General features: G+C 57.7%; 25 protein-coding genes. 13 read left to right on the top strand and 12 right to left on the bottom strand.

Annotation, left to right across the window (positions count from 1 at the left end; translation table 11 throughout):
• Nucleotides 1-84 precede the first annotated feature (84 nt).
• Entirely contained in the window at nt 85-726 is a 642-nt protein-coding gene (locus H1S06_RS09460; RefSeq protein WP_181739535.1) for a glutathione S-transferase family protein, read from the top strand.
• Between the two features lie 70 nt (nt 727-796).
• On the opposite strand, the gene trpA is transcribed toward H1S06_RS09460, so the two are convergent.
• Nucleotides 797-1,624 (bottom strand): tryptophan synthase subunit alpha, encoded by an 828-nt coding sequence (gene trpA, locus H1S06_RS09455; RefSeq protein WP_181739534.1) that lies wholly within the window; start codon nt 1,622-1,624, stop codon nt 797-799.
• 10 nt (nt 1,625-1,634) lie between these two features.
• The gene (trpB, locus tag H1S06_RS09450) at nt 1,635-2,849 is read right to left on the bottom strand and encodes a tryptophan synthase subunit beta (RefSeq protein ID WP_181739532.1); all 1,215 of its coding nucleotides are present in this window, start codon (nt 2,847-2,849) and stop codon (nt 1,635-1,637) included.
• A gap of 103 nt (nt 2,850-2,952) precedes the next feature.
• On the opposite strand from trpB, the gene H1S06_RS09445 reads away from it, so the two are divergent.
• Entirely contained in the window at nt 2,953-3,831 is an 879-nt protein-coding gene (locus H1S06_RS09445; RefSeq protein ID WP_181739530.1) for a LysR family transcriptional regulator, read from the top strand.
• Here H1S06_RS09445 and H1S06_RS09440 read toward each other — a convergent pair.
• Nucleotides 3,821-4,099 carry an acylphosphatase gene (locus H1S06_RS09440; RefSeq protein WP_181739528.1) on the bottom strand — a complete coding sequence of 93 codons (279 nt, stop codon included), beginning with the start codon at nt 4,097-4,099 and terminating at the stop codon, nt 3,821-3,823. The genes H1S06_RS09445 and H1S06_RS09440 overlap by 11 nt on opposite strands.
• 2 nt (nt 4,100-4,101) lie before the next feature.
• Nucleotides 4,102-5,343, bottom strand: a complete 1,242-nt coding sequence (locus H1S06_RS09435; RefSeq protein WP_181739526.1) for a YihY family inner membrane protein — start codon at nt 5,341-5,343, stop codon at nt 4,102-4,104.
• A gap of 82 nt (nt 5,344-5,425) precedes the next feature.
• Here H1S06_RS09435 and arsC point away from each other — a divergent pair, with 82 nt between their 5' ends.
• From arsC to H1S06_RS09410, 5 genes are all read left to right on the top strand, one after another.
• On the top strand, nt 5,426-5,776 hold the full coding sequence (gene arsC / locus H1S06_RS09430; RefSeq protein WP_181739524.1) for an arsenate reductase (glutaredoxin): 351 nt from the start codon (nt 5,426-5,428) through the stop codon (nt 5,774-5,776).
• Nucleotides 5,773-6,381, top strand: a complete 609-nt coding sequence (gene wrbA, locus H1S06_RS09425; protein ID WP_181739522.1) for an NAD(P)H:quinone oxidoreductase — start codon at nt 5,773-5,775, stop codon at nt 6,379-6,381. Before arsC ends, wrbA (H1S06_RS09425) begins: the two co-directional genes overlap by 4 nt.
• Nucleotides 6,381-6,770 carry a DUF2069 domain-containing protein gene (locus H1S06_RS09420; protein ID WP_255482984.1) on the top strand — a complete coding sequence of 130 codons (390 nt, stop codon included), beginning with the start codon at nt 6,381-6,383 and terminating at the stop codon, nt 6,768-6,770. The genes wrbA (H1S06_RS09425) and H1S06_RS09420 overlap by 1 nt, the downstream gene beginning before the upstream one ends.
• Nucleotides 6,767-8,425: a SufS family cysteine desulfurase gene (locus H1S06_RS09415; protein WP_181739518.1), complete on the top strand. Its 1,659-nt coding sequence runs from the start codon at nt 6,767-6,769 to the stop codon at nt 8,423-8,425. The genes H1S06_RS09420 and H1S06_RS09415 overlap by 4 nt, the downstream gene beginning before the upstream one ends.
• A gap of 120 nt (nt 8,426-8,545) precedes the next feature.
• Complete coding sequence (locus H1S06_RS09410; RefSeq protein WP_181739516.1) at nt 8,546-9,466, top strand: LysR family transcriptional regulator; 921 nt, start codon at nt 8,546-8,548, stop codon at nt 9,464-9,466.
• Between the two features lie 67 nt (nt 9,467-9,533).
• Here H1S06_RS09410 and H1S06_RS09405 read toward each other — a convergent pair whose 3' ends face one another.
• The 3 genes from H1S06_RS09405 to H1S06_RS09395 form a co-directional block, all read right to left on the bottom strand.
• Complete coding sequence (locus H1S06_RS09405; RefSeq protein WP_181739514.1) at nt 9,534-10,967, bottom strand: aldehyde dehydrogenase family protein; 1,434 nt, start codon at nt 10,965-10,967, stop codon at nt 9,534-9,536.
• 123 nt (nt 10,968-11,090) lie between these two features.
• Nucleotides 11,091-13,028 carry a DNA topoisomerase III gene (locus H1S06_RS09400; protein WP_181739512.1) on the bottom strand — a complete coding sequence of 646 codons (1,938 nt, stop codon included), beginning with the start codon at nt 13,026-13,028 and terminating at the stop codon, nt 11,091-11,093.
• A 160-nt stretch (nt 13,029-13,188) separates the two neighbouring features.
• Nucleotides 13,189-14,139 carry an HsdM family class I SAM-dependent methyltransferase gene (locus H1S06_RS09395; protein ID WP_328515328.1) on the bottom strand — a complete coding sequence of 317 codons (951 nt, stop codon included), beginning with the start codon at nt 14,137-14,139 and terminating at the stop codon, nt 13,189-13,191.
• Between the two features lie 206 nt (nt 14,140-14,345).
• Here H1S06_RS09395 and H1S06_RS09390 point away from each other — a divergent pair, with 206 nt between their 5' ends.
• The 4 genes from H1S06_RS09390 (at nt 14,346) to chrA (ending at nt 17,713) form a co-directional block, all read left to right on the top strand.
• Entirely contained in the window at nt 14,346-14,792 is a 447-nt protein-coding gene (locus H1S06_RS09390; RefSeq protein ID WP_181739510.1) for a DoxX family protein, read from the top strand.
• A gap of 45 nt (nt 14,793-14,837) precedes the next feature.
• Nucleotides 14,838-15,830 carry a glutathione S-transferase family protein gene (locus H1S06_RS09385; protein WP_181739508.1) on the top strand — a complete coding sequence of 331 codons (993 nt, stop codon included), beginning with the start codon at nt 14,838-14,840 and terminating at the stop codon, nt 15,828-15,830.
• Nucleotides 15,827-16,426 (top strand): NAD(P)H:quinone oxidoreductase, encoded by a 600-nt coding sequence (gene wrbA, locus H1S06_RS09380; RefSeq protein ID WP_181739506.1) that lies wholly within the window; start codon nt 15,827-15,829, stop codon nt 16,424-16,426. Before H1S06_RS09385 ends, wrbA (H1S06_RS09380) begins: the two co-directional genes overlap by 4 nt.
• 96 nt (nt 16,427-16,522) lie before the next feature.
• Nucleotides 16,523-17,713 carry a chromate efflux transporter gene (chrA, locus tag H1S06_RS09375; protein WP_181739504.1) on the top strand — a complete coding sequence of 397 codons (1,191 nt, stop codon included), beginning with the start codon at nt 16,523-16,525 and terminating at the stop codon, nt 17,711-17,713.
• A gap of 49 nt (nt 17,714-17,762) precedes the next feature.
• On the opposite strand, the gene H1S06_RS09370 is transcribed toward chrA, so the two are convergent.
• Nucleotides 17,763-18,251 (bottom strand): Lrp/AsnC family transcriptional regulator, encoded by a 489-nt coding sequence (locus H1S06_RS09370; protein ID WP_181739502.1) that lies wholly within the window; start codon nt 18,249-18,251, stop codon nt 17,763-17,765.
• Between the two features lie 227 nt (nt 18,252-18,478).
• Between H1S06_RS09370 and leuA the strand changes: the two genes are divergently transcribed.
• Entirely contained in the window at nt 18,479-20,176 is a 1,698-nt protein-coding gene (gene leuA, locus H1S06_RS09365; protein ID WP_181739500.1) for a 2-isopropylmalate synthase, read from the top strand.
• Between the two features lie 120 nt (nt 20,177-20,296).
• On the opposite strand, the gene H1S06_RS09360 is transcribed toward leuA, so the two are convergent.
• Complete coding sequence (locus H1S06_RS09360; RefSeq protein WP_220183834.1) at nt 20,297-20,986, bottom strand: hypothetical protein; 690 nt, start codon at nt 20,984-20,986, stop codon at nt 20,297-20,299.
• A gap of 90 nt (nt 20,987-21,076) precedes the next feature.
• On the bottom strand, nt 21,077-21,445 hold the full coding sequence (locus tag H1S06_RS09355) for a hypothetical protein (protein WP_181739496.1): 369 nt from the start codon (nt 21,443-21,445) through the stop codon (nt 21,077-21,079).
• A 347-nt stretch (nt 21,446-21,792) separates the two neighbouring features.
• On the opposite strand from H1S06_RS09355, the gene H1S06_RS09350 reads away from it, so the two are divergent.
• On the top strand, nt 21,793-21,972 hold the full coding sequence (locus tag H1S06_RS09350) for a hypothetical protein (RefSeq protein ID WP_181739494.1): 180 nt from the start codon (nt 21,793-21,795) through the stop codon (nt 21,970-21,972).
• A gap of 223 nt (nt 21,973-22,195) precedes the next feature.
• On the opposite strand, the gene H1S06_RS09345 is transcribed toward H1S06_RS09350, so the two are convergent.
• Nucleotides 22,196-22,393, bottom strand: a complete 198-nt coding sequence (locus H1S06_RS09345; protein ID WP_181739492.1) for a putative motility protein — start codon at nt 22,391-22,393, stop codon at nt 22,196-22,198.
• 85 nt (nt 22,394-22,478) lie between these two features.
• Nucleotides 22,479-25,340 carry an RNA polymerase-associated protein RapA gene (rapA, locus tag H1S06_RS09340; RefSeq protein ID WP_181739490.1) on the bottom strand — a complete coding sequence of 954 codons (2,862 nt, stop codon included), beginning with the start codon at nt 25,338-25,340 and terminating at the stop codon, nt 22,479-22,481.
• Between the last annotated feature and the right edge of the window lie 39 nt (nt 25,341-25,379).

Raw genomic sequence — 25,379 nt, 5'->3', positions numbered from 1 at the left:
ATGCCACAGAACAAAAATATGTTCTTTAACATATTTTGACCTCACACCAGACTGCTGCCATTCCCAACACACAGGAAACTCCCCATGGAAAACAGCGTCTACATATTTGCGCCAACCTTCAGCAGCTTTGCCCGCTCGGTCATGCTCTGCTGCGAGGAAAAAGGCATCCCCTATACCTGTGGCATGGCTCCCAGCGGCACGGAGATCAGCTCCAAGAGCCCTGAGCACCTTGCCATTCATCCCTATGGCAAGCTACCGGCGCTGCTGCATGACGGCCAGATTCTGCTGGAAACCAGCACCATCTGCCGCTACCTGGATGCGCGCTTTGAGGGTCCTGCCCTGCAACCTGCGGACCCGCTTGAACGCGCTCGTGTGGATGAGCGCAGTGCCGAAATTGCACTCTATATCGACCAGGCGCTACTGCGCGATATCGTGCTGGAGTTCGCATTTCCCAAGGGTGCAGACGGCCAGGTTCGTCTGGATCAGGTACAGAAAAAGCTGCCGGCCGCCCGCTTCGCACTGATGCGGGTGCGCAAACTGCTGGCAGACAACCTGTTCATCGGCGGACGGCACTACAGCATGGCCGATGCACTGCTGACGCCGATTCTGGACTATATCGACAAGCTGCCGCTGGGTAATGAGCTGCTTGGGAGCGGTGTAGTGAAGGAGTATCTGGAACGGATGCGTCAGCGCCCCTCGGGACAGAAGGTGCTGAATATGGTTTGAGTCAAACGCAAACATCCCGGACCGGCAGCACCTGTCTGCAGATCCGGGATTGAAGGCCATCTTGAGCCGCTTACTGTCGTGCGCTGCGTACTGCCGCCGACAGGTCACGCGTCAGCGCCAGCACGGCCCGAGTCCCCGCTTCCGGCGTATCGGCCTTGGCGATACAGTCGATCAGGGCCGATCCGACCACGACACCGTCGGCAAAATGGGCAATACGTGCTGCCTGCTCCGGGGTGCGGATACCGAAACCGACACCGATCGGAATATCGGTGTGAGCCCGAATCGCTTCGACTTCAGTCTGGACCTTTTCCGGTGTCGGTGCTGCCGAACCGGTCACGCCGGTGCTGGAGACGTAATACAGGAAGCCCGAGGTATTGGTCAGCACACCCGGCAGACGCTTGGCATCGGTCGTCGGGGTGGCCAGACGAATGAAGTGGATGCCCGCTTCACGCGCCGGAATGCACAATTCATCATCATGCTCCGGCGGCAGGTCCACCACGATCAGACCATCCACGCCCTCTTCCGCCGCCTCTTCCAGAAAGCGCTTCACGCCGTAGCGGTAGATCGGGTTGTAGTAGCCCATCAGGATCACCGGGGTATCCTGATCCTGTTCACGCAGAATACGCACCATCTGCAGCGTCTTCAGCATATCCTGACCCGCCGCCAGTGAACGCTGGTTGGCCAGCTGAATAGCCGGACCGTCCGCCATCGGGTCGGTGAACGGCATGCCCAGTTCGATCACATCGGCACCCGCTTCCGGCAGGCCCAGCAAGATATCCAGGCTGTTGGCATAATCCGGGTCCCCGGCCGTGATGAAGGTCACCAGTGCGGCACGGCTCTCCTCTTTCAGCGCGGCAAAACGGCGTTCCAGTCGGCTTGCATGTGTATTTGCAGTCATTGTGTTCCCCTCAGTCCGCCAGTTCGTGCGCCAGATGTTCGGTTACGGTGGTCATGTCCTTGTCGCCACGGCCACTCAGGTTGACCACAATGATGTGATCCTTCGGCAGCGTGGGTGCCAGTTTCAGTACATGCGCCAGCGCGTGGGACGATTCCAGTGCCGGAATAATGCCTTCGTATTTGCACAGTGCCTTGAACCCCTCCAAAGCTTCCTGGTCGGTCACAGCGACATACTCGACACGCTTGATATCGTGCAACCAGGCGTGTTCCGGGCCGATACCCGGATAGTCCAGACCGGCGGAAATGGAATGTGCATCCTGAATCTGGCCATCCTCGGACTGCAGCAGGAAGGTACGGTTGCCGTGCAGCACACCCGGCTCCCCCCCCTTGAGGCTGGCCGCGTGGCGCTTGTCGAGGCCTTCACCGCCCGCTTCAACGCCGATCATATGCACGGAGACATCATCCAGGAACGGGTGGAACAGCCCCATGGCGTTGGAGCCGCCACCGATACAGGCCACCAGCGTATCCGGCAGACGTCCTTCCTTCGCCATGATCTGACGGCGCGTTTCTTCACCGATCACGGCCTGGAAGTCGCGCACCAGCGCCGGATAGGGGTGCGGCCCCGCCACAGTGCCGATGATATAGAAGGTGTTGTCCACGTTGGTCACCCAGTCCCGCAGCGCTTCGTTCATGGCATCCTTCAAGGTACCGGTACCACTGGTCACCGGAATCACCTCGGCACCCAGCAGCTTCATGCGCTGTACGTTGGGCTGCTGGCGATGAATGTCCGTACTGCCCATGTAGATCACGCACTCCAGGCCAAAGCGCGCCGCAACGGTGGCCGTGGCCACGCCGTGCATACCGGCGCCGGTTTCGGCAATGATGCGCTTTTTGCCCATGCGCTTGGCCAGCAGAATCTGACCCAGGCAGTTATTGATCTTGTGTGCGCCGGTGTGATTCAGATCTTCACGCTTGAGGTAGATCTTGGCACCGCCCAGTGCTTCGGTCAGGCGTTCGGCCAGATAGAGCGGCGTTTCACGCCCCACGAAATCCTTGCGCAGGACTTCCAGCTCGGCATGAAACTCGGGATCCTGCTTGGCCTTTTCATACTCGGCCTGCAGATCCAGAATCAGTGGCATCAGGGTTTCGGCAACAAAGCGGCCCCCAAAGCGGCCAAAGAATCCGCTGGTATCGGGACCCTGTCGCAGGGTATTTCGGGTGCTCATGGGTGCGGCTCCATTATTCGTTTTGATGGATTCAGTCTAGAGCATGCAGCGGTTGGAAAAAATCGATAAAATCACACTTTACCGTGAGAAAAAGTAACAGCATATGTCATCCGTTCTGCCATCACTGAATGCCTTGCGGGCCTTCGACACCACGGCTCGTACGCTCAACATGACCGCCGCCGCCGAACAGCTCCATGTCACGCATGGTGCGGTCAGCCGACAGATCAGACTGCTTGAGGAACAGCTGGAAACCCGGCTGTTCGAGCGGGCAGGAAGAGGGGTTCGACTGACCTCGGCAGGCGCGCGACTGGCCGCGACGACTCAACAGGTTTTCTCGCAACTGGAACAGACCTGCGACCAGCTGCGCCGAGAAGCAAAAGGAGCCCCCTTTGTGCTGGGCTGTTCCGGCAGCTTTCTCGCGCGCTGGTTTATTCCCCGACTGGATCAGCTGAAACACGACTGCCCCGGTCTGGAGCTGCATCTGACTGCTGCCGACGAGGACAAGCCCATCCGTACCGGTGTGGATGCAACCCTGCGCTTTGCAACTCCGCCCTGGCCCGATGACCATCAGGTGATCAGCCTGGCACCTGAACGCATCGGCCCGGTGCTGCGCCCGGACCTGTTGCCCGACACGCTCCCCTGTACACCGGCCACTCTGCTCCGACTGCCACTGCTGGAAACACTGTCACGCCCTCAGGCCTGGCCGCAATGGTGCCGCCAGCAAAAGCTTCATCCCCGGCAGTTGAGCATTGCACAGTCATTTGAACATCTGAATTACATGCTGGAAGCGGCTCTGGTTGGCCTGGGCGTGGCCATTGCGCCGGCCTATCTCGTGGAGGAGGATTTAAGAACGGGACGCCTGATCGCCCCCTGGGGGTTTATCGAGACGGATGCACGGCTGTCATTATGGCTGCCGGACAGGGTGCAGGACCCCCGCGCCCGGCAACTGGCCGATTGGCTGCAGCGTATGCTCAATCCATGATCACGAAGCCTGTCAGCTCCGCGTCATGATCAAGATCAGTTGCCACAACCTCCGCTACATTGGCCAGTTCAGGCCCGCGACTGAGCCAGGCCTCTACGTGCCGCACCGCTTTTTCGTCGCCGCACAACATCGCCTCGACCCGCCCGTCCGGCAAGTTGCGGACCCAGCCCGTTACCGCACCGGCTTCGGCCTGTTCGCGGGTAAAATGACGAAACCAGACGCCCTGAACTCGCCCACTGATCAACGCATGTACACAGATTTTTGCCATCGTTAGTCCTGCACCTGCTCCAGAGTCGGAATATGCCCTCGACGGTAGAGATCCTGCAAACTGATATTAAGTACCACGCCACGCTGGCGCTGCAACATCTGCAGGCGACTGTGCAGCTCCTTTTGCCAGGGCTCGCTCTGATCCGACAAGGGATCTGGCAACGGCCAGGGCAACTCACGCTGCAGCTGCAGCAAAGTATAGCGGCTCAGATCACGGCTGAGCAGGTACTGACCGCCTTCCGTGCGCCGAATCAGACCAGCACTAATCAACAACTGCACATAGTCGTCCCAACGCCCCTGATCCAGTCCGGGCACTTCCTGCAACAACACCCGGTCCGATACCGGCTCGCCATCCTGCTGGGCAATCCAAAGCCGCTGCAGCAATGCCAGCACCGTGTACAGATGAGGTTCGCTCGTGCGGAAGGTATTAACGTGATGGACCGTCAGCAGCCGACTCAACTCGGCCCCCAGCAGCGTGATCGTCCAGCTGATGAAGATCCACACCAAAAACATCGGCACGGCGGCAAAAGCACCGTAGATCAGCTCATAAGACGGAAATTGCGTCACGAAAAGCGCAAATCCCCGCTTGGCCAGCTCAAACAGCACCGCCGCAAAAATCCCGCCGATGGCTGCACTGCGCAGTGGCACCCGGCAGTTGGGGACTGCCGCATACAGCAACATGAAGGCCAACGCCGAAAACAGCAAAGGCAGCAACGACAACAGCCGCGCCTTGCCCACCACTTCCGTGGCACTGGTAATAAAAGGCAGACTGGAGATGTAAGACGTCAGCAGCAGGCCCAGGCCGATCAGGATCGGCCCCAGGCTCAAGACTGCCCAGTACAGCAGGAAGCTGGATAACCCCTTGCGAGGCTCCGTCACGCGCCAGATACGATTGAACGCCGCTTCGATGTTTTTCATCATCATGATCGAGGTGATCACCAGAAAAACGATACCGATCACCGTCAGTTTCTGCGCCTGGCTGGCAAAAGTACTGAGATACTCCTGCACCACCATCCCGGTTGCAGGTACAAAGTTCTCAAAGATCCACCCCTGAACCTGCTCGCCGACTCCTCTGAAGTTGGGCACCGCCGCCAGCATGGAATAGGACACCGTCATCAAAGGCACCACGGCAAACAACGTGGTATAGGTTAATGCCGATGCATTCAAAATGCCCTGATTGCTCTGATACTGTCGCGCCAGGGCTCGAATGAACACCAGAATCGCCGACCAGCTTCCCTTCTGCATACACTCTCTCTTAACTAATCAATGCTCTGCCCTATACAATAGAGCGCTCATCAGCCTATTTAAAGCCTGAAACGGAGCTGTCATGTCGATTACCATCTATCACAACCCGCGTTGTTCGAAGTCTCGTGAAACTCTGAAACTGCTTCAGGAGCGCGGCATTGAACCCGAGATCCGTGAATATCTCAAGGATGTTCCCAGCGCCAACGAACTCAAGTCTGTACTGGCAGCCCTGGCAATCGCGCCCCGCGACCTGCTGCGCACCAAAGAAGCCGAATACAAGGAAGCCGGTCTGGACAATCCGGACCTGGACGATGATGCCATTATCCAGGCCATGACCGAATATCCCAGGCTGATCGAGCGGCCCATCGTGATCAATGGCGAAACCGCCCGCATCGGTCGCCCACCGGAGTCCGTTTTGGAGATCATCGCGTGAGTCAGCCTTACGTTCTGGTCCTTTACTACAGCCGCAACGGCGCCACCCGAGAGCTGGCACGCCAGATCGCACGTGGCGTGGAAGAGGCCGGCGTGGAAGCGCGCCTGCGTACCGTCCCGTCCGTTTCAGCCCAGTGTGAAGCGACCGAGCCCGCCGTACCCGAGTCCGGTGCCGTTTACTGCACCGAAGCGGATTTGGCCCAATGTGCCGGTCTGGCTCTGGGCAGCCCGACCCGTTTCGGCAATATGGCGGCACCGATGAAGTACTTCATCGACTCCACCAGCAGCCTGTGGCTGTCCGGTGCCCTGATCGACAAACCCGCCTGTGTGTTCAGCTCCAGCTCAAGCCTGCATGGCGGCCAGGAAAGCACGCTGCTAAGCATGATGCTGCCATTGCTGCACCATGGCATGGTGCTGGCAGGCCTGCCCTACAGCGCCAGCGAACTGCTGGAGACCACTCGTGGCGGCACTCCCTATGGCGCCACCCATGTCAGCGGCAGCAACGGCGATGCTTCTCTGGATGCGCTGGAAGCCTCACTCGCCCAACAACAGGGCAAGCGCCTGGGCCAACTGGCCCTGAACCTGCTGCATAAGGAACCTGCTTGATGCAATCACTGGCAACCAAAACCCGTATCAGTCGCGCACTGGTCCTGCTGAGCTATTTCGGCCTGTTGCTGCTGTTCAGCCTCTGGTATCTCTGGCTGGTGCCGGCACAGGGTGATCACCCTTGGGTCATCTGGCTGGTCCATCTGGTGCCACTGCTGGCCTTTGCTCCCGTCATTATCAAGGGCAGCCCTCGCGGACACGCCTGGCTCTGTTTTGTCTTGCTGCTCTATTTTCTCGAAGCCGTCATTGCCGCCCTGATTCCCCCGCCGACACGCTGGCTGGGTCTGGCAGACTGTGCCCTGCTGATCACGCTGTTCACATCGGCAATGCTGTACACACGCTGGCGCAGCCAGCTGGACCGAGCGCTTGCCTCTGGTAATACCGCGTGACCCCTGCCGACCCGAAACGCTGGCGACGCGACTTCCCGCTGCTGTCCGTACGCGCTCACGGGCAGCCGCTGGTCTACCTGGACAACGCCGCCACCACACAAAAACCACGCACCGTGATCGATACTGTCAGCCGGTTTTACAAAACCGGCAACGCCAACGTTCATCGCGGCAGTCATGCACTCTCGGCACAAGCCACAGCAGCGTTTGAGCAGGCTCGCAGTACTGTGGCCCACTGGCTGGGCATTGAAGACAGCGCAACTCTGATCTGGACCCGAGGCACCACCGAAGCCATCAACCTGGTAGCCCACAGCTGGGGCGCACAACATCTCCGCAAGGGCGACCTTATTCTGCTGATGCAAAGCGCTCACCACGCCAATATCGTGCCTTGGCAGATGCTGGCCGCCAGCCGTGAAGTCCGAATTGAAGCGATCCCGCTGCAAGCCGATGGGGATATCGACCACGAAGCCTATCACCGCCTGCTGGAGCAACGGCCGGTACTGGTGGCTCTGGGTCAGGTGTCCAACGCGCTGGGCACCATTTACCCCATCACTGACCTGTGTCGCGAGGCAAAGGCCGCCGGCGCGACGGTTCTGGTTGATGGGGCTCAGGCCCTGCCTCATTTCGACATCGACCTGAACACGCTGGGCTGCGACTTCTACGCGTTTTCCGGTCATAAGGTGTTTGGCCCCACCGGTATTGGTGCGCTTTGGGGACGCCGTGAACTGCTCGAATCCATGCCGCCCTGGCAAGGAGGCGGCGAGATGATCGAACACGTCAGTTTTGACGCCACCACCTATGCCGGACTGCCCTTCAAATTTGAAGCCGGCACTCCCAATATCGCGGGCGCAATCGGTCTGTCCGCCGCCATTCACTACCTGAACGCCCAGGATCGTGTCGCGATGGATGCCCATGAGCAGTCACTGCTGGATCATGCGCTCGACTGTTGCAGCCAGATCCCCGGCTTTCGCCCGATTCCGTCCGGTGCCCGGCGTGTCAGCCTGGTGTCGTTCGAGCTGGAAGGGCATCATCAACAGGATGTGGCTCATTGGCTGGACCAGCAAGGGATTGCGGTCCGGGCCGGGCATCACTGCGCCATGCCGCTGATGCAATCACTTGGCCTGCCCGGCACGCTGCGTGCGTCTTTTGCCTTCTACAATACGCATCAGGAAGCCGAGCATCTGGCACTGGCTCTGGAACAGCTGGTCCAGAGCCAGAAAACCACGCTTCCCGTTGCAGATTTGGAACAAAGCAACTACCAAAACGCGATAAAAGGCGTATACTCTGCAACAGACTGGACCAGTCGCTACCAAGCCCTGATGCGCTTGGGGCAGGCAACTCCGCCCTTGCCCCCGGCCCTCAAGCAGGACTGCTACCTGCTGCCTGGCTGTGAATCCCGGGTATGGCTCATCACCGAGCTGGATGCCAATGGACTCCTGAACTGTCGCGCCGATGCCGATGCACGTATTCTACGTGCCCTGCTGGGTTTGCTGCTGAGTCAGGTCAATGGCCTGACGCCCGAGCAGCTGCTGTCCACCGACCTCGAAGGAAAACTGAGTCAACTCGATATTCAGCGACACCTGAGCCCGTCTCGGGGCAACGGACTACGGTCAATTATCCGTAGCCTGCAGGCATTTGCACACAAACTGGATCATTAACAGAGTGTTGAAAGGCACAACCGAGATGGCCGACAGATGGCACGACGCCTCTCGGCCCTGTCGATAGCTTTCAACGGCCTGCCCAGCCCCGGCGCTGCCGATTACGTTCTGGAGTACTAGATGAATCTTAACGATCTGAGTCTATTTATACGCGTGGTTGAAACCGGTAGTTTCACCGCCGCAGCCGAAAGCCTTAATGTACAGAAGTCCACCATCAGCCGCCGTATTGCCCAGCTGGAAGACACCCTGGGTATCCGCCTGATTCAGCGCACCACCCGAAAACTCAAGCTGACCCCCGAGGGCGAGGAACTGTTTTCCCGAGCCCAGCCACTGGTGGACGACCTGGAAGCGGTACAAGACGATATCAGCGCTTCCAAAACCGAACTGCGGGGCCGCCTGCGCCTGACCATGCCCACCGAGATTGGCGTTTTCATGATGAACGACGTCATTTCGAGCTTCATGGAAGCTTACCCCCGCATTGAAGTGGATGTGGAGCTGAGTACCCGCACCGTCGATCTGATCGAAGAAGGGGTCGACCTGACCCTGCGCCTGGGCCCCCTGCCCAACTCCAGCCTGATCGCCCGCCATATAGCGGGATTGCGCCGCGGCCTGTTCGCGACACCAGAGTACATTGAAAAGAACGGCATGCCACACACACCGGACGATCTGGCCCGCCATCAGTGCATTACGCTGCTCAAGCCATTCGACCATCTGCGTTTCATCAACTGGAACAATCATGAACCAGTGACAATGGGTGGACGCCTGCGCACCAACAGCCTGAGCTTCGTCCGCGAGATGGTATTACAGGGGCATGGCATCGGCCGTCTGCCGGAAGTGTTCTGCAGCGACCTGATTGAAAATGGCACGATTGTCCGCGTCTTGAGCGACTACAACCTGGAACCGCTGGAGATCAACGCCCTGTATGCCAGCCGCCGCAACCTGAACCCGCGTGTGCGCGCTTTCCTGGACCATATGACCGAACGCCTGCGTGACCATCCCTGGGTGCAGAGCCGTCTGGTTCACCTGGCAGGACACCACTAAGGCTATCGGCACCCACGAAACCGCTTCCGAACCCAGTCCGGAAGCGGTGTTCATATCGTGCGTGGGATCACTCCCAGCCAGTAACAACCTTCACTTCCAGGAACTCTTCCAACCCCCAGGGGCCGCCCTCACGACCGTTACCGGACTGCTTGTAACCCCCGAAAGGCGCTCCGCCACCCAGCATCTCGCCATTCATTTGGACCATGCCGGAACGCAGTTTTCGCGCCACCCGCCGAGCCTTGTCAGCATCCTGAGTCTGCACGTAGTGGGTCAGTCCATAGGGGCTGTCATTGGCAATCCGCAGCGCCTCCTCTTCGGTATCGAAGGGTATGATCGACAGCACCGGACCAAAGATTTCCTCACGGGCGATGCTCATCTCGTTGGTGACATCGGCGAACACGGTCGGGCGGACGAAGTAGCCTTCGCTCATGCCGTCCGGCTTGCCGAGACCACCAGCAACCAGACGCGCGCCCTCGTCAATACCCTGCTGAATCAGCCCCTGGATCTTGTCGAACTGGGCAGCCGAGACCACAGGACCAATATGCTTGCCTTCCAGTGACGCCTGATTGACCTCGGTTTTCGCCGCCACTTCGATCGCGGTCTGTACTGCCTGCTCGTAGATTGAACGCTCCACCAGCATGCGCGTCGGCGCATTACAGGACTGGCCGGAGTTCATGAAGCAGTGACGCACACCGCGTACCACCGCCTTCTCGTCCGCATCGGCGAAGACGATGTTGGCCCCCTTGCCGCCCAGTTCCAGGCTGACCCGCTTCACAGTGTCAGCGGCATTCTTGGAGATGGCGATACCGGCGCGCGTGGAGCCGGTGAAGGAGATCATGTCCACCTCCGGGTGGCCGGACAGCTGAGTGCCCACACCCGGGCCATCACCGTTGACCAGGTTGAATACGCCCGCCGGGAAACCGGCTTCATCGATCATCTCGGCAAACAGCATCGCCGACAACGGCGCAATCTCGGACGGCTTGAGCACCATGGTGCAGCCGGCGGCCAACGCGGCAACGACCTTCAGCGTGACCTGATTCATCGGCCAGTTCCACGGCGTGATCAAGCCACAGACGCCGATCGGCTCACGCAGGATCTGATTGCCCGGCGCATGCTCGCCCAGCGGCTGCTCAAACTCATAGTTGCGCAGCACGCGCATGAAGTTTTTCAGGTGGTTGGCGCCCGTCCCCCACTGAGCAGTCTGCGCCAGCGCGATGGGCGCGCCCATCTCCAGCGAGATCGCCTCAGCCATCTCGGCAGAACGCGATTTGTACAGGGTATAAAGCTTTTCCAGCAATGCCAGGCGTTCTTCCTTGCCGGTTTGGCTCCAGCTGTCGAACGCCTGACGGGCAGACGACACTGCCGCATCGGTATCGGCCTGACTGCCCAGAGAGATCACCGCGCAAACCGACTCGGTGGACGGATCGATCACTTCACAGTCTCGTGGCTGCAGCGGTGCGACCCACTGGCCGTTAATATAGAATTCGCGTTTTTCCAGCATGCTCTGGGCCTCTGTTGTTATAACTCTTGTTGTCAGTTTGGTTGTCGCAGTGCAGATACTTAACCTGTTAACAGCCAAGAGTACCGATTCCCGGCAACAAGGTCACGAACCAGCGGACAGGATTCAACTGCTTTTGGCTGTCTTGCGCCGCCCGGTACTGGCCGCTTTCTTGCGCCCATAACCACCTTTTTTGCCCCTGCTTCCCCGTGCCGGCGCCTTGATGCCGCTGAGCGCTTCGGGCCGAATCTGCCCGATCAGCTGCGGCAGCGCCTCCTGCAGCGGATGCATGAAGCCCTGATAGTTGAACGTCTTGCGGCTAATCGCATCGAGCTGGGACTCCCAGTGCGCGGTCATGTCCGGTCGGCTCAACTCCTCCGGCAGTGCCGCGATCAGCGCCTTGCCCGCATCCGTGGCGTGGATCTGCTTGCCCTGTCGCTGCAAAAAGCCGCGCTTGAACAACAGCTCGATGATGCCCGCCCGCGTCGCCTCGGTACCCAGGCCATCGGTTTCACGCAGCACCTTGCGCAGTTCCGCATCCTGCACAAAGCGGGCAATACCGGTCATGGCCGACAGCAGGCTGGCGTCATTGAACGCCTTCGGCGGCTGGGTCATTTTTTCCAGCAGCTCGCCCCGCTCACAGTGCAATTGCTCACCCACCTTGAGCGGTGGCAACTGGCCTTCGTCCTCCTCCTGCGCCTCCTTGCCCATCAGCGCCTTCCAGCCCGGCTCGGTGATCTGGCGCACCTTGGCCAGGAACTGACCACCGGCGATTTCCACTTCCACACGACGGTCGGCATAGCGACAGGGCGGGTAGAACTGCATCAGGTACTGACGTGCGATCTGGCTGTAGACCTGCAGTTCGGCCCGACTGAGCCGCTCCGGCGAGGCCGCCTTGCTAGTGGGGATGATCGCGTGGTGGGCTTCCACTTTCTTGTCGTTCCAAGCCTTGGATTTGAGGCTCAGATCGGCATTCTGCACCGCCGTTGCCAGCTCCGGCTGGGTACGGGCGATCGCCTGAGAGACTTTCGCCGCCTCGGCAAAGTGCTCGGCGGGCAGATAGCGGCAGTCGGAACGCGGATAGGTGATCAGCTGGTGCTTCTCATACAGTGACTGGGCGGCGTCCAGCACCTGCTGGGCATTGAGGCCGAAGCGCTTGGCGCAGTCGATCTGCAGCGCCGACAGGTTATAGGGCAGGGGCACCGCCTGCTGGCCGGTCTTGCGTTCGTCCTTGGTGACCACGCCCGGCTGGCCCGTGATGCGCTGCACCACGTTCTCGGCCAGCGGCTTCGACAACACCCGTCCCTCTTCATCCTGAAAGCGGGCACAGGCTTCGCTGGGTTGCCAGCGGGCGGTAAAACGCTCGCCGCGCGCCGTCAGCAGGTGTGCATCCACCTCGTAATAGGGCTTGGGCACAAAAACATCAATCTCGGCATCACGCTGCACCACCAGCCCCAGTATCGGCGTCTGCACTCGCCCCACCGACAGTACGCCATCGTAGCCGGCACCCCGCCCTTTTACGGTCAAGGCACGCGTCATGTTGATGCCGAACAGCCAATCGGCACGTGAACGCGCCAGCGCCGAGACCGACAAGGGGACAAACTCCCTGTTGGGCTTCAAACGAGCGATGGCACGACGCACCGCATCCGGGTTGAGGTCCGAAATCAGGCAGCGCTGCACCTGGGCGCGCTTGGTCTGAGGCACCTTGAGGAAATCGATCACCTCGTCCACCAGCAACTGGCCTTCGCGGTCCGGGTCACCGGCGTGGATGATCTGATCGGCCGACTTGACCAGCTTGCGCAACACCGACAGCTGCTTGCTCACGCCGCTGCGCGGTTTCAGCTGCCACTCCTGGGGCACTATCGGCAGATGTTCCAGTCGCCACTGCTTGTACGCCGGGTCATAGGCATCCGGCTCGGCCTGTTCCAGCAGATGACCGATACACCAGCTCACCACCTGATCACCGCCGCAGCGGATCATCCCCTCCTCCTTTTTCTGAGGGCCGGGCAGAACGGCGGCGATGGCACGGGCAAGACTGGGTTTTTCGGCGATGTAGAGCTTCATGGATCTCGAATGCTGGACAGTGAAAGCCGATAGGGTAAGAGATCAACCTCAATAAGTCGACAAAAGACTGGATAAATAAACAGTCTTGGGTATTGCCCCGGTTGATCCTTATGCCAATCTTCAAGTTGCGGCTCAGTATCCGTCAGCCGCAATGACAAGGCTACTTTGTCGCCAGACCGGCCAGCACTTCCCGGAAGCTGCGCAACCCGGCCTCCAGGTTTTCGATAATTTCTTCGGCCAACTCATCCGGTTCCGGCAGGTTATCCAGGTCGGTCAGGCTTTGGTCTTTCAGCCAGAAAATATCCAGGCTGGCTTTATCACGGGCAATCAACTCTTCGTAACTGTATTGACGCCAGCGCCCCTCCGGGTTGCTTTCAGGGTGCCAGGTTGCCGTGCGCTCGGCCGGGTTCTTCGGATTGTAGCAATCGATAAACGCCTGCAAATCTTCAAAGCGCATCGGCTTTTTCTTCAGCGTATGGTGAATATTGGTCCGATAATCATAGAACCAGACTGACTGGGTCCAGGGCTCGGGGCTGGCCGGCTTGTTGTCGAAGAAGAGTACATTCGCCTTTACCCCCTGGGCGTAGAAAATGCCCGTCGGCAAACGCAGGATGGTGTGCAGATTCGTGGTTTCCAGCAGTTTGTTGCGAACAGTTTCACCGGCACCGCCTTCAAACAGGACGTTGTCCGGCACTACAATCGCGGCCTTGCCGGTGGTTTTCAGCATACTGCGAATATGCTGCACAAAGTTGAGCTGCTTGTTGGACGTCGTATCCCAGAAGTCCTGACGGTTGTAGGTCAGCTCATCCTTTTCCTGCTCACCCTCTTCGTTGGTAAAGCTCATGGAGCTTTTCTTGCCAAAAGACTGCTCCTCGACCGTGGTAATTTTCTCGCCCCAGTCTTCCGGCTTGGCTTCGATCACCCCCACAGCCTGCTTGCCGACGAAGAGCACATAGTCAGCAGGACCAACATCGGTTTGATATTCACGCACCGCCACACCCAGTGACGCCGAAAAATCGATTCGGGTTTTGTCCTGCACCACCCAACCCGCGTTTTCAAGCTGGGTATCGATCACATCACGGGATTTCTGCTCCGGGGTCTGGTTTACCACTGTCATATCCTTTGAGCTTTAGCCTGTACGCACCATAAAGCCTGCAGAATAGCACGATTTTCATTACTTTAAGTGCAGGACGGGAGATGTGAGATCCGGCAAAACACATTTAAAAAACTGATCAATAAACCCAACCAGGCACGATGTTTTATCAATTTCAGGCTGACTATAGTGAACTCATCCTAACGAACACCCGGAGAAACACGATGAACGCCTCTCTGATTACTCGCCTGCTGGTAACCTCAAACAGTCTTGCGCCTCTGGCCCTGCGTATACCCGCAGGCATCATTTTCATGGCCCACGGCGGCCAGAAACTGTTCGGCGCTTTTGGCGGCTACGGCCTTGAAGGCACCGGACAGTGGATGGCCTCCATCGGGCTGGAGCCCGGCTACCTGATGGCGTTGCTGGCCGGCAGTGCCGAATTCTTCGGCGGTCTGGCGATCCTGATCGGTCTGCTGGTTCGTCCGGCGGCCGCCGCGCTGGCCTTTGCCATGCTGGTCGCCATCTTCGCCGTCCATATCGGCAACGGCCTGTTCATGAGCAACAACGGCTACGAGTTCGGCCTGGCTCTGCTGGCGATCTCCGTTTCCCTGCTAATCAGCGGTGGCGGTGCCCTCTCTGCCGACCGTGTCTTGAGCCGGCGCCAAACCTGAATCCTGGCCGCCCCAGCCTGAACCAATCAAGTGGAGGAAAGCACCATGGGCTTGCTGATTGATGGCCACTGGGTTGACCAGTGGTATGACACTGAATCCACCCAGGGTCGCTTCGTGCGCACCCAGTCACAGTTCCGCCATTGGATCACCGCCGACGGCCAGCCCGGCCCCAGTGGCGAAGGCGGCTTCAAGGCCGAGGCCGGGCGTTACCATCTCTATGTATCCCTGGCCTGCCCCTGGGCGCATCGGGTGTTGATCTTGCGTGTGCTCAAGGGACTGGAGTCGATGATCTCGGTGTCCGTGGTCAACAGCTACATGGGCGACCACGGCTGGACCTTCGCGCCAGAGCCGGGTGCAACCGGCGATGAGTTGTACGGCCTCGACTACCTGTACCAGCTTTATCAAAAGGCCGATCCCGACTACTCGGGCCGCGTCACCGTACCGGTACTCTGGGACAAGCATCGACAGACCATCGTCAGTAACGAGTCCGCCGAGATCATCCGCATGCTGAACTCGGCCTTCGATGATGTGGGGGCCAAGCCCGGCGACTACTACCCTGCCAACCTGCGCAGCGAGATCGATGCCCTGAATAACAGCGTCTACGACCGCATCAACAACGGCGTGTACAAGGCAGGATTTGCCACCTCGCAGCAGGCCTACGAGCAGGCGGTTTATCCGCTGTTCGAAACTTTGGATGCACTGGAACTGCGCCTGAGTCAGCAGCGTTATCTTCTGGGAGAGCAAATCACCGAGGCCGACTGGCGTCTGTTTACCACTCTTGTACGCTTCGATGCCGTCTATTACGGTCATTTCAAATGCAACCTGAAGCGACTCGTGGACTACCCCAATCTCTGGGCCTATGTGCGCGAGCTGTATCAGTGGCCAGGCATCAGCGCCACCGTTAATCTGAACCACATCAAAGACCATTATTATCGCAGTCACCACAGTATTAACCCGACAGCCGTGGTGCCTGCCGGGCCGGTACTGGACTTTAAGCAACCCCACCAACGCGTCTACATGCAAGGAAATCATTCATGAGCAAGATCCTCGTTCTCTACTACTCCTCTTACGGTCACGTTGAAACCCTGGCCAATGCGATTGCAGAAGGTGCCATGTCTGTCGAGGGCAGCGAAGTCGTCATCAAGCGCGTACCGGAATTGATGCCGGATGATGTCGCCCGCAACGCCGGTGTCAAAATGGACCAGTCTGCACCTCTGGCCGACCCCAAGGAGCTGGCGGAATACGATGCCATCATTTTCGGGACGCCGACGCGCTTCGGCAACATGGCCAGCCAGATGCGCAACTTCCTTGATCAGACCGGCGGCCTTTGGGCACAGGGAGCTTTGATCGGCAAGGTTGGCAGCGTGTTTATCAGCACCGGCACCGGCGGCGGTAACGAAACCACCATTCAGTCATTCCATACCACGCTGTTTCATCACGGCATGGTGGTTGTCGGCATGCCCTATGCGTTGCCGGAAATGACCGACATCAGCGCTGTACACGGCGGATCACCGCTGGGGGCTTCAACGGTTGCCGGCAGCGACGGTTCACGCAGCCCCAGCCAACAGGAATTCGCCATGGCACACTATCAGGGAGCACATGTCGCCCGCATCGCCGCCAAACTGAGCGCCTGAACGACTGCGAGCCGATAAGGTATCGGCTCGCGCATATTCACAAAACTGCAATCATTGCATCGCTAAACTAACGGTTTTACCGTTATGCGACCTGCCATGTCGAGCGAAAAAACTCACGACTCCTTTTTCACAATCCTGCTGATTTTTCTGCGCTTGGGTTTAACCAGCTTTGGTGGCCCTGTTGCCCACCTGGGCTATTTCCGTGAAGAGTTCGTTCAGCGCCGTCGCTGGCTCAGCGAACAAAGCTATGCTGATCTGGTCGCGCTCTGTCAATTTCTACCGGGCCCTGCCAGCAGCCAGGTGGGGCTGGCACTGGGGCTATCCCGTGGCGGCTTCAGGGGGGCTCTGGCCGCCTGGTGCGGCTTTACCCTGCCCTCCGCACTGTTACTGATTGTCGTCGCCTATGGCGTTATGGCTCCCGGCACAGGCCTGCCCGCCGGTGTCATACACGGACTGAAGCTCATTGCCGTTGCAGTCGTGATTCAGGCTGTCTGGGGGATGGGGCAAACTCTGTGCCGCGGCAAAAAGGAAATCACGCTCATGCTGGTATCCGCCTGCAGCCTGCTGCTGCTCCCCGCTGTCTGGCTGCAACCGCTGGTCCTGCTGCTGGCGGGCATCTCGGGGCTGTTCCTGTTCAAAAACCATGTACTTCCCGACACGGCACACCTTCCGGTTCAGGTCTCGCGTCGGCCCGGCATCCTGCTGCTGGGACTGTTTTTTACACTGCTGTTTCTGCTGCCCATACTTGCCAGCACACAGTCATGGCCTGGGCTGCATCTGTTTGATCTGTTTTACCGCGCAGGCTCACTGGTATTTGGCGGCGGGCATGTCGTCTTGCCCCTGCTGCAGGCTGAAACGGTGTTGCCAGGCCATGTCAGCAACGATGCATTCATGGCCGGTTATGGTGCCGCACAAGCGGTTCCGGGCCCTCTTTTCACCTTTGCCGCCTACTTGGGCAGCAGCATGCAGCAGTGGCCGGGCTGGCAGGGTGGACTGATCGCCCTGATCGCCATTTTCACGCCCTCATTTCTGCTGGTAGCCGGGGTGTTACCGTTCTGGGATCAGCTGCGCCGTAACCGATCCATACGCGCCGCACTGACCGCAGTTAACGCCGCCGTCGTCGGCCTGCTGCTGGCCGCGCTCTACAATCCGATCTGGACCGGCAGCGTCAGCTCGCCCACCGACTTTGCACTGGTACTGATCGCGGTTGCCGCGCTGCAGGTCTGGAAATGTCCGGTATGGCTGCTGGTGCCGCTGTTCGCGCTGGGCGGTTTCATCGCCTTCTGAACCCTGTCTCGTCAGGGATCAATGTGCTGTCAGCGCATACCGTCACCCGTCAACGCAGTCCTGTTGGTACACCTCGCTCCAACACTCGCCGCAGGACAAAGCTGGAGTGAACGCCGGTCACTCCATCGATGCGGGTGATTTTGTGCAGCAGCAGGTCATGATAGTCATCCATGTCTTTCACCAGCACACGCAGCTGATAGTCTGCATCCTGCCCGGTGATAATCAGGCATTCCAATACCTGTGGCAGATCGGCAATGGCACGCTCGAAGTTTTCAAACCGCTCTGGCGTATGCCGGTCCATGGAAATATGCAGCACCACCATCAGGTTCAAACCCAGACGTTTGGCATCCACCAATGCCCGATAACCGGTGATCAGACCGCTCTCTTCCAGCGCTTTCACTCGACGCAGACAGGGCGAGGGAGACAGACCTATTCGGTCTGCCAGCTCCTGATTACTGATACGTCCATCACGTTGCAAATTGTCCAGAATGGCACGATCGTAGCGATCAAGTACCGGCATACGCAGACTATCAGACATATTATTGCTCAAAACTTTAATATTGTGACTTTGGTTGCCAAAAATACCGCAAACAATGGCAATTTAGCAATCCTTCACCTCCGTTGTTGCCTTAACATATCTCCATCTTAAAGGTTAGGGTCCGCTGGTAAACGTCAGGTTGCCTTACCCAGGCAGCTGAAGGCGGTGACAATCCTTACCCAGGATTCGACTCAGCGGTCCATCCCACAACAATGGAGAGCAACACCATGGCAAGTGCCCATTTCAACCATCGCAAATATCAGCCGGTCGAACCCGTCACCGGCTTTACCCGTACCTGGCCCGATCGTCAGGTGACTGCGGCCCCCATGTGGGCCAGTGTCGACCTGCGTGATGGTAACCAGGCACTACTGGAGCCCATGAACGTGGCCCAGAAACAGCGCCTGTGGCACTTGCTGGTTAAGCTCGGCATCAAGGAAATTGAGGTCGGTTTTCCCTCTGCCAGCCAACCCGACTACGATTTCACTCGTTGGCTGATTGAAGAAAACCAGATCCCTGACGATGTACGCATTCAAGTGCTGGTACAGGCGCGTGAAGAGTTGATCGCCAAGACATTCGAGGCTTTGAAGGGCGTCAAGCAAGCGGTCATCCATGTATACAACTCGACCTCACGCGTCCAGCGCGAGCGCGTGTTCGGCATGGATCGTGAGCAGATCAAAAGTATTGCCGTTCAGGGTGCGACCTGGGTCAGGCAATATGCCGAACAGTACCCGGAAACCGAATGGACCTTCGAATACTCACCCGAAAGCTTCACCAGTACCGAGGTCGAGTATGCCGTCGAGGTGTGTGAAGCTGTCATGGATGTCTGGCAGCCAACACCGGAACAGCGCTGCATTCTGAATCTGCCGACGACTGTTGAAGTAGGGCCTCCAAACCACTTCGCCGACCAGGTCGAGTATTTCTGCCAGCACCTGAGCCGTCGTGACTGTGCCATCATCTCGGTACATACCCACAATGACCGTGGCGGTGCTGTCGCTTCGGCGGAGCTGGCATTGATGGCGGGCGCAGATCGCGTCGAAGGTACCCTGCTCGGCAACGGTGAGCGCACCGGCAACATGGATATCGTCACCCTGGCGATCAACCTGTACAGCCAGGGCATAGACCCTCAGCTGGACCTGTCCAACCCGGATGAAATCATCCAGACCTGCACCGAGTGCACCGGCCTGCCGATTCACCCACGCCATCCCTGGATTGGTGAACTGGTATACACCGCATTTTCAGGCAGCCACCAGGATGCGATTCGCAAGTCACTCAAACAACAACAGACCGACGAGCACTGGCAAGTCGCTTATCTGCCAATCGATCCTGCCGACTTGGGACGAGATTATCAGGCCGTCATCCGCGTCAACAGCCAATCAGGCAAAGGCGGCATGACATTCCTGCTGGAGCGGGATTTCGGCATCAGTCTCCCCCGCTGGATGCAGCTGGAGCTGGCCCCGGTCGTACAGAGCACAACCGAGCAGCAGGGTGGCGAGATCGACAGCCAGACCATACATGACCTGCTGATCAAACATTTTGTGCAGGACAAGACACCGATCAGCCTGAACGGCTATCGCATTGAACGCAGCAACGCTGCCGAAACATTATCAGCCGATATCAGTATCGAAGGTGAAAACATCTGCATCGAAGGGGATGGAAAAGGTGCCATGGCGGCATTTATCAACGCCTGGCAAAGCCGGACCGGCCTCAGCATTCATGTGGTCGACTATGCCGAACATGCCATGGGAGAAGGCTCTGATGTTGCCGCTGCCGCCTATGTTCAGCTGAACATTGATGGCCAGCGCGTCGGCGGCATGGCCGTGGATGCCGACACTGTAAGCGCATCCTTGAAGGCAGTCGTCTCCGGCCTGAACCGCTCGGGCAAGGTTGCAGAACTGTCGAAGCAAACACAGGCCTGCAGCGCCTGATCCCAGAGCCCCAGGGATACCAAAGGTGTCCCTGGGGCTCTATTAAACTCCACACGGCTCATATGAGTTCTTACCGTTAATACATACCTTCGAGCTGCCAGCTTTGGATTACACCATGACTCAAAAGCCGGGCATACCCAAGCGCCTTTCCAATTCCAGCCAGGGAATTTCGCACCATGACTCCTGTTCTGGCCATTGATCCGGCGGCACGGTCAAATCAACCGGAGCTGAAAGCTCCAGCTTTTCACCTGAGAACTCCTGTTCCAGGATGTATTCAGTACTGGGGGCGCGAACAATGTGCAATTCTCTGCGAGGTTCGAAAGAGCTGGAAAGTGCATTTTCGCCCTCCATTTCAAGCGCAATGCTTTCATGGTCATAAATAACCAATACTCGATCATCATCCATGCGCAGGAAGTATATAAGCCCACCATGCTCCGGTTCTTTAAATCGCTTGGCCTCTATAACATTATAGGTTTCATCCAGCACTTTACCGCCACTAATATCTTGCCGAAGTGCTTCACTGGGATCTGGCCAATTTCGAACCCACTGCACACTTGAACAAATAGCGTATAGCCCACAAACCGGCGCCAACAGGCTGACAACACCTAATGCATATGGGCTTCTCATACCCACTTCCAGATTAACCAAAAGGTGAATCAACCACGCCAAAATCAACCAGCCAAGCACCATCCCCAGCATGCTTGCAGCCCAAAGTACGAGTGCATTTTGAGCACCTTCCATCCAGCGCTTAAATTTTGATGGTGTACATGCAAGCAATTCGACCAGGAACTTGCGTTCCTTGTCAGTCATTTTACGTTCAGTCGTTCGTCGCTTCATGGCTCACTCGGACATTGGTCCTACCCACAAAATATCGGCACCATTGTCAATGGTTAACCATAGTTATGGTTTCCATTCAGCCAGCATATGAAAGCGTTTTATCAAGTCTTGTATTTTTGAGCTTTCACAACCGTCGTTTTCAATCATTTCATATACTAACTGTTCGATTTTTTCACCACCGATATTTAGCACTGCTTGCGCTTGATCGCTGGAAAGGTCAGGATTCTGATTTCTAAGCTCGGTTAACGCAAAAACAGATACCATCTGATAGTTTGCCAAAAAAGATGTTAGCTCTTCTTCTTTTGTGTTTATACATTTTTCTGCAGCCACACCAGACAATGTGAAATGCTCATATATTTTTAAAATATCAGACTCTTCAGCTGAGGCTTCAGCCGAAAAGAACAGAATTAATAGCATGGCGAATTTCTTCATGGTTCCTTCCATATCGGGCTAACTGTAGATACCAGGGATGTTGTTCACGCCGGTTAAGTTCGAGATGCCGGTTATCGCCAAACAATCAGCATAGAGCAACCGGCATGAGCAACCAGCACCAGAATGCCCGAACTGCGCCTCATATTCGAGCCCTAATCGTTGATCGGAGTAGAACCCGAAACCCGTTTTATCTGAAACTGGACATGTCACACAGCACGCCCGTTTGACCTCAGGGCAATTTCAATATATGGTATGCTTTGTATATACAAAATACAGTGTGTGTTTAGCATTTGTAATTGGCTGTGTTTACTTTACTCTATAGCCACCAGCCCGGCCGGAGTCGTGAAATGAGTGGCAGGAAGAAAAGCAAAACCAAAAACAGCCAGCTCGTCATTCGTATTAATGATGAAGAGCGAGACCGGTTCGTTGCCCTGTGTGACGACCTGGATACCAGTGCCGCACGCGAAATTCGGCATTTTATTCGCCGCTTTCTGGCTGAACATCAGTCCGATGCGGCTGAAGAATGACAACAACTGATAAGGTAAGGAGTGCCACCATGGCCCAGATGAAAACTAAAGAAGTCAAAAAACTGATCAAAGCCCGCAAAGCGAAAATCGCAAAGCACGAAGGCAAGCTGAAAAAGCTGAACAAGCTGCTGAAAAAAGCCAATTAATCGGCTGCAGCCATAAAAAAAGACGCCTCAGGGCGTCTTTTTTGTTATCTGTAACACCGACTAAAGCCGAGAGTTTTTCACACGCGGATATCAACCCGGTGCCCCAATGCACCTTCAGGCTTGGCAACAGCGACCGGGGCGGCACTTTCAATCAACTGCAGCGCCTGCTGACCCACGGCTTCCATCTGGTCTTTTACGACACTATTCACTTTTGCCGCATGTTCGGTTTGAGTCTGGAGATGGCTCATGCCGGTACTCATCGCCGCAATATCCATTACGCCTCCTGGGTTGCGTCAATTTATGGAGACAGTCTACACCGAAAAGCAGACTGTCGTCTGATTTAAATCAGCCAATCCAGCCTTACTCACGCACCAAAATGACCCGAATAGCATCCAACTTCAGCTCCATTGCCTGCAATGCGGACTCCATCTGCTCGGTATCAGCGACCATGGCATCCAGCTCTTCCTGACGGATCATCGGATTCACTTGGGCCAATGCCACCAGGCGATCATACTCGGCAGCCCGCTGCTGCCGCAGCTTGTCCAGCGCCTGCTCCCGCAATGCCTTCACCCGTGTATCCAGCGTACCTTCGGCGGCCTTGAGCTGCTGTGCTACCTGTTCCCGCGCCAGGCGTACCATTTTCTGCCCGGTAGCACGGCTGACGGTCTGCAAAAGCTGGTTCAACGGCTCATGTCCCAGTGCCCCAGCCAGATCTCGCCCTTCCGGGTCAACCAGCATGCGCACGCTGCCCGACGGCAGGTAACGCTCCAGCTGCAGGTAGCGCGGTGCGGCACAGCGCAGTTCGTATACCAGCTCCAGCAACAAGGTACCGGCCTGCAATGGCGGCAGCTTGAGTGTACACACCGTACAATTGCCAAGCTCTCCGGTGCTGATCAGCTCCATGGTGCCGGTCAGCAGCGGGTGCTCCCAGCTCATGAACTGTATGTCTTCACGCGACAGAGCACGCTCGCGATTAAAGGTCAGTGTAACACCATCCTCCGGCAACCCCGGCAGCTGGCACAGCATATGCTCGCCCGGATGCAGCACCAAACCGTCCGGGCCGTGCGGTTGGATATCCACACCGAAACGGTCAAAAAGCTTTTCGGCAAATGCCTGCAACTGCTCGCTGCTTTCAGCTGCGGCAACTTCATCCAACAGAAGGCCGGCACGCTGCGGGTGACAGCTACTGACTTCAAGCAGGCGATCACGGCCACGTGACAGGTCATGCTCCAGATTTTCTCGTGCCTGTCGTGTTTCAGTAATCAGGGCTTCCAGAGAGACGACATCATCCGGCGCATTCAGACACTGCAACAGTTGAGGCGCGAAACGACGGTAAAGCGCATCACCAACGGCACAGACGCGTCCGAATGCGTCCAGGCCTTCATCATACCAACGCAGCAGTGCCTCGGACGTACCGCCCTCGTACACCGGCACATGGATCTGGATATCTTCGCGCTGGCCAATACGGTCCAGGCGGCCGATACGCTGCTCCAGCAGATCAGGCGTCAACGGCAAGTCAAACAGCACCAGGTGATGGGCAAACTGGAAGTTACGTCCCTCACTGCCAATCTCGGAGCAGACCAGCACCTGCGCCCCCAGCTCCTCTTCAGCGAAGTAGGCGGCAGCACGGTCGCGGTTCACCAGGCTCAGTCCCTCGTGGAATACCGCCGAGCGTATGCCTTCACGCAGATTCAGCTGATCTTCCAGTGCCACGGCCGTATCGGCATGAGCACAGATGACCAGTACCTTCTCGCTACGGTTCTGTTTCAGCCACTCCACCAGCCATTCGACACGGGTATCGGCATCAATCCAGTCACTCCCCATGATTTTTTCGGGATGCAGCCAACTTTCTGGAGCCACTTCTTCATCAAACAGCGCCAGTTCCGGTGGCATATCCAACCGCTGCGTCTGCAGTTGACGCTGCGGAAAGCCGGCCACTGTGTCACGGGTATTGCGGAACAGCACCCGTCCTGTGCCCTGGCGATCGATCAATTGACGAATCAGCTCGTCCAGCGCCGCCGGCCGGGTATCGGCATCCAGCTGCAACCAACGGGTAATGGCCTCAGCCCCCAAGCGCTCAGCCAGCGCAGACTGCAAATCGGCATCAGCAGCCAATACCTGGCTACCCTGCCCACCCAGCAACGGTTCGATCAGATTATTAAGCTGCAGATAAGCATGCTCTTCGTTCAGGAACTGCTGCAGATCAGGGTAGCGCGCCGGATCAAGCAGGCGCAGACGGGCAAAGTGTCCCTCAGGCCCCAGCTGCTCCGGTGTGGCCGTCAACAGCAGCACCCCGGGGGTTTTCTGTGCCAGCGCTTCGATGCACAGATAGGCGTGGCTCGGTGCTTCCTCGCTCCACCCCAGATGGTGGGCTTCGTCCACCACCAGAATATCCCAACCGGCAGCTTCCGCCTGCACCTGACGCGCCTCGGAACGGGTCAACAGTGATAGCGGGCAGATCACCAGCTGACCGCTTTCGAAAGGATTATCCTGGCCGCTGGCTTCAATTTCAGCACATCGCGCTTCATCCAGCAGGGTAAACATCAGATTAAAGCGACGCAGCATCTCCACCAGCCACTGATGCACCAGTGTATCCGGCACAACCACCAGCACCCGACGCGCACGCCCACTGATCAGGCGCTGGTGCAGTACCAGGCCTGCCTCAATGGTTTTACCCAAGCCTACCTCATCCGCCAGCAGTGCTCGCGGTGCCATGCGACCGCTCAACTCACTGGCAATGTAGAACTGGTGCGGTAACAGTTGCACACGCGCTCCCAGAAGACCGTAGGCGGACGATGACCGCAAGCGGTGCTGACGCTCCAACGTTGCTACACGTAGTTTGAACAGACCGTTACGGTCCAGTTGACCGGCAAACAGGCGCTCCTGAGGCTTGCTGAAGTGAACGGCACTGTCCAGCTCCAGTTCGGGCAGAATCACTTCTTCACCGGCGTCGTTCACACCCCGGTAGATGAAGCACTGGTTGTGCTCAAAACGTTCTGCGATGTCCATTTCATCACCGAGCACATTACTGACCCTGTCGCCCGGCTCATAAGCCACTCGACTCAACGGCGCATTATCGGCGGCGTAGGTACGTGTCTCTTCTGCCGCTGGAAAGCGGATCTCGACACGACGGTTTACATATTCAACCACGATACCGAGCCCCAGCTCGGCTTCGCTGTTACTGATCCAACGTTGTCCGGGTACGAATGGCGCTTGTGACAAAATGTGACTCCCCTAAATTCAGGGCGGCAATTTTAGGCG

It is taken from the genome of Marinobacterium marinum (genome assembly GCF_013868415.1).
GTDB classification, from domain to species: Bacteria; Pseudomonadota; Gammaproteobacteria; order Pseudomonadales; family Balneatricaceae; genus Marinobacterium; species Marinobacterium marinum.
Note: the sequence above shows the minus strand (reverse complement) of the source record. Positions and strands in the feature narration are given on the sequence as shown.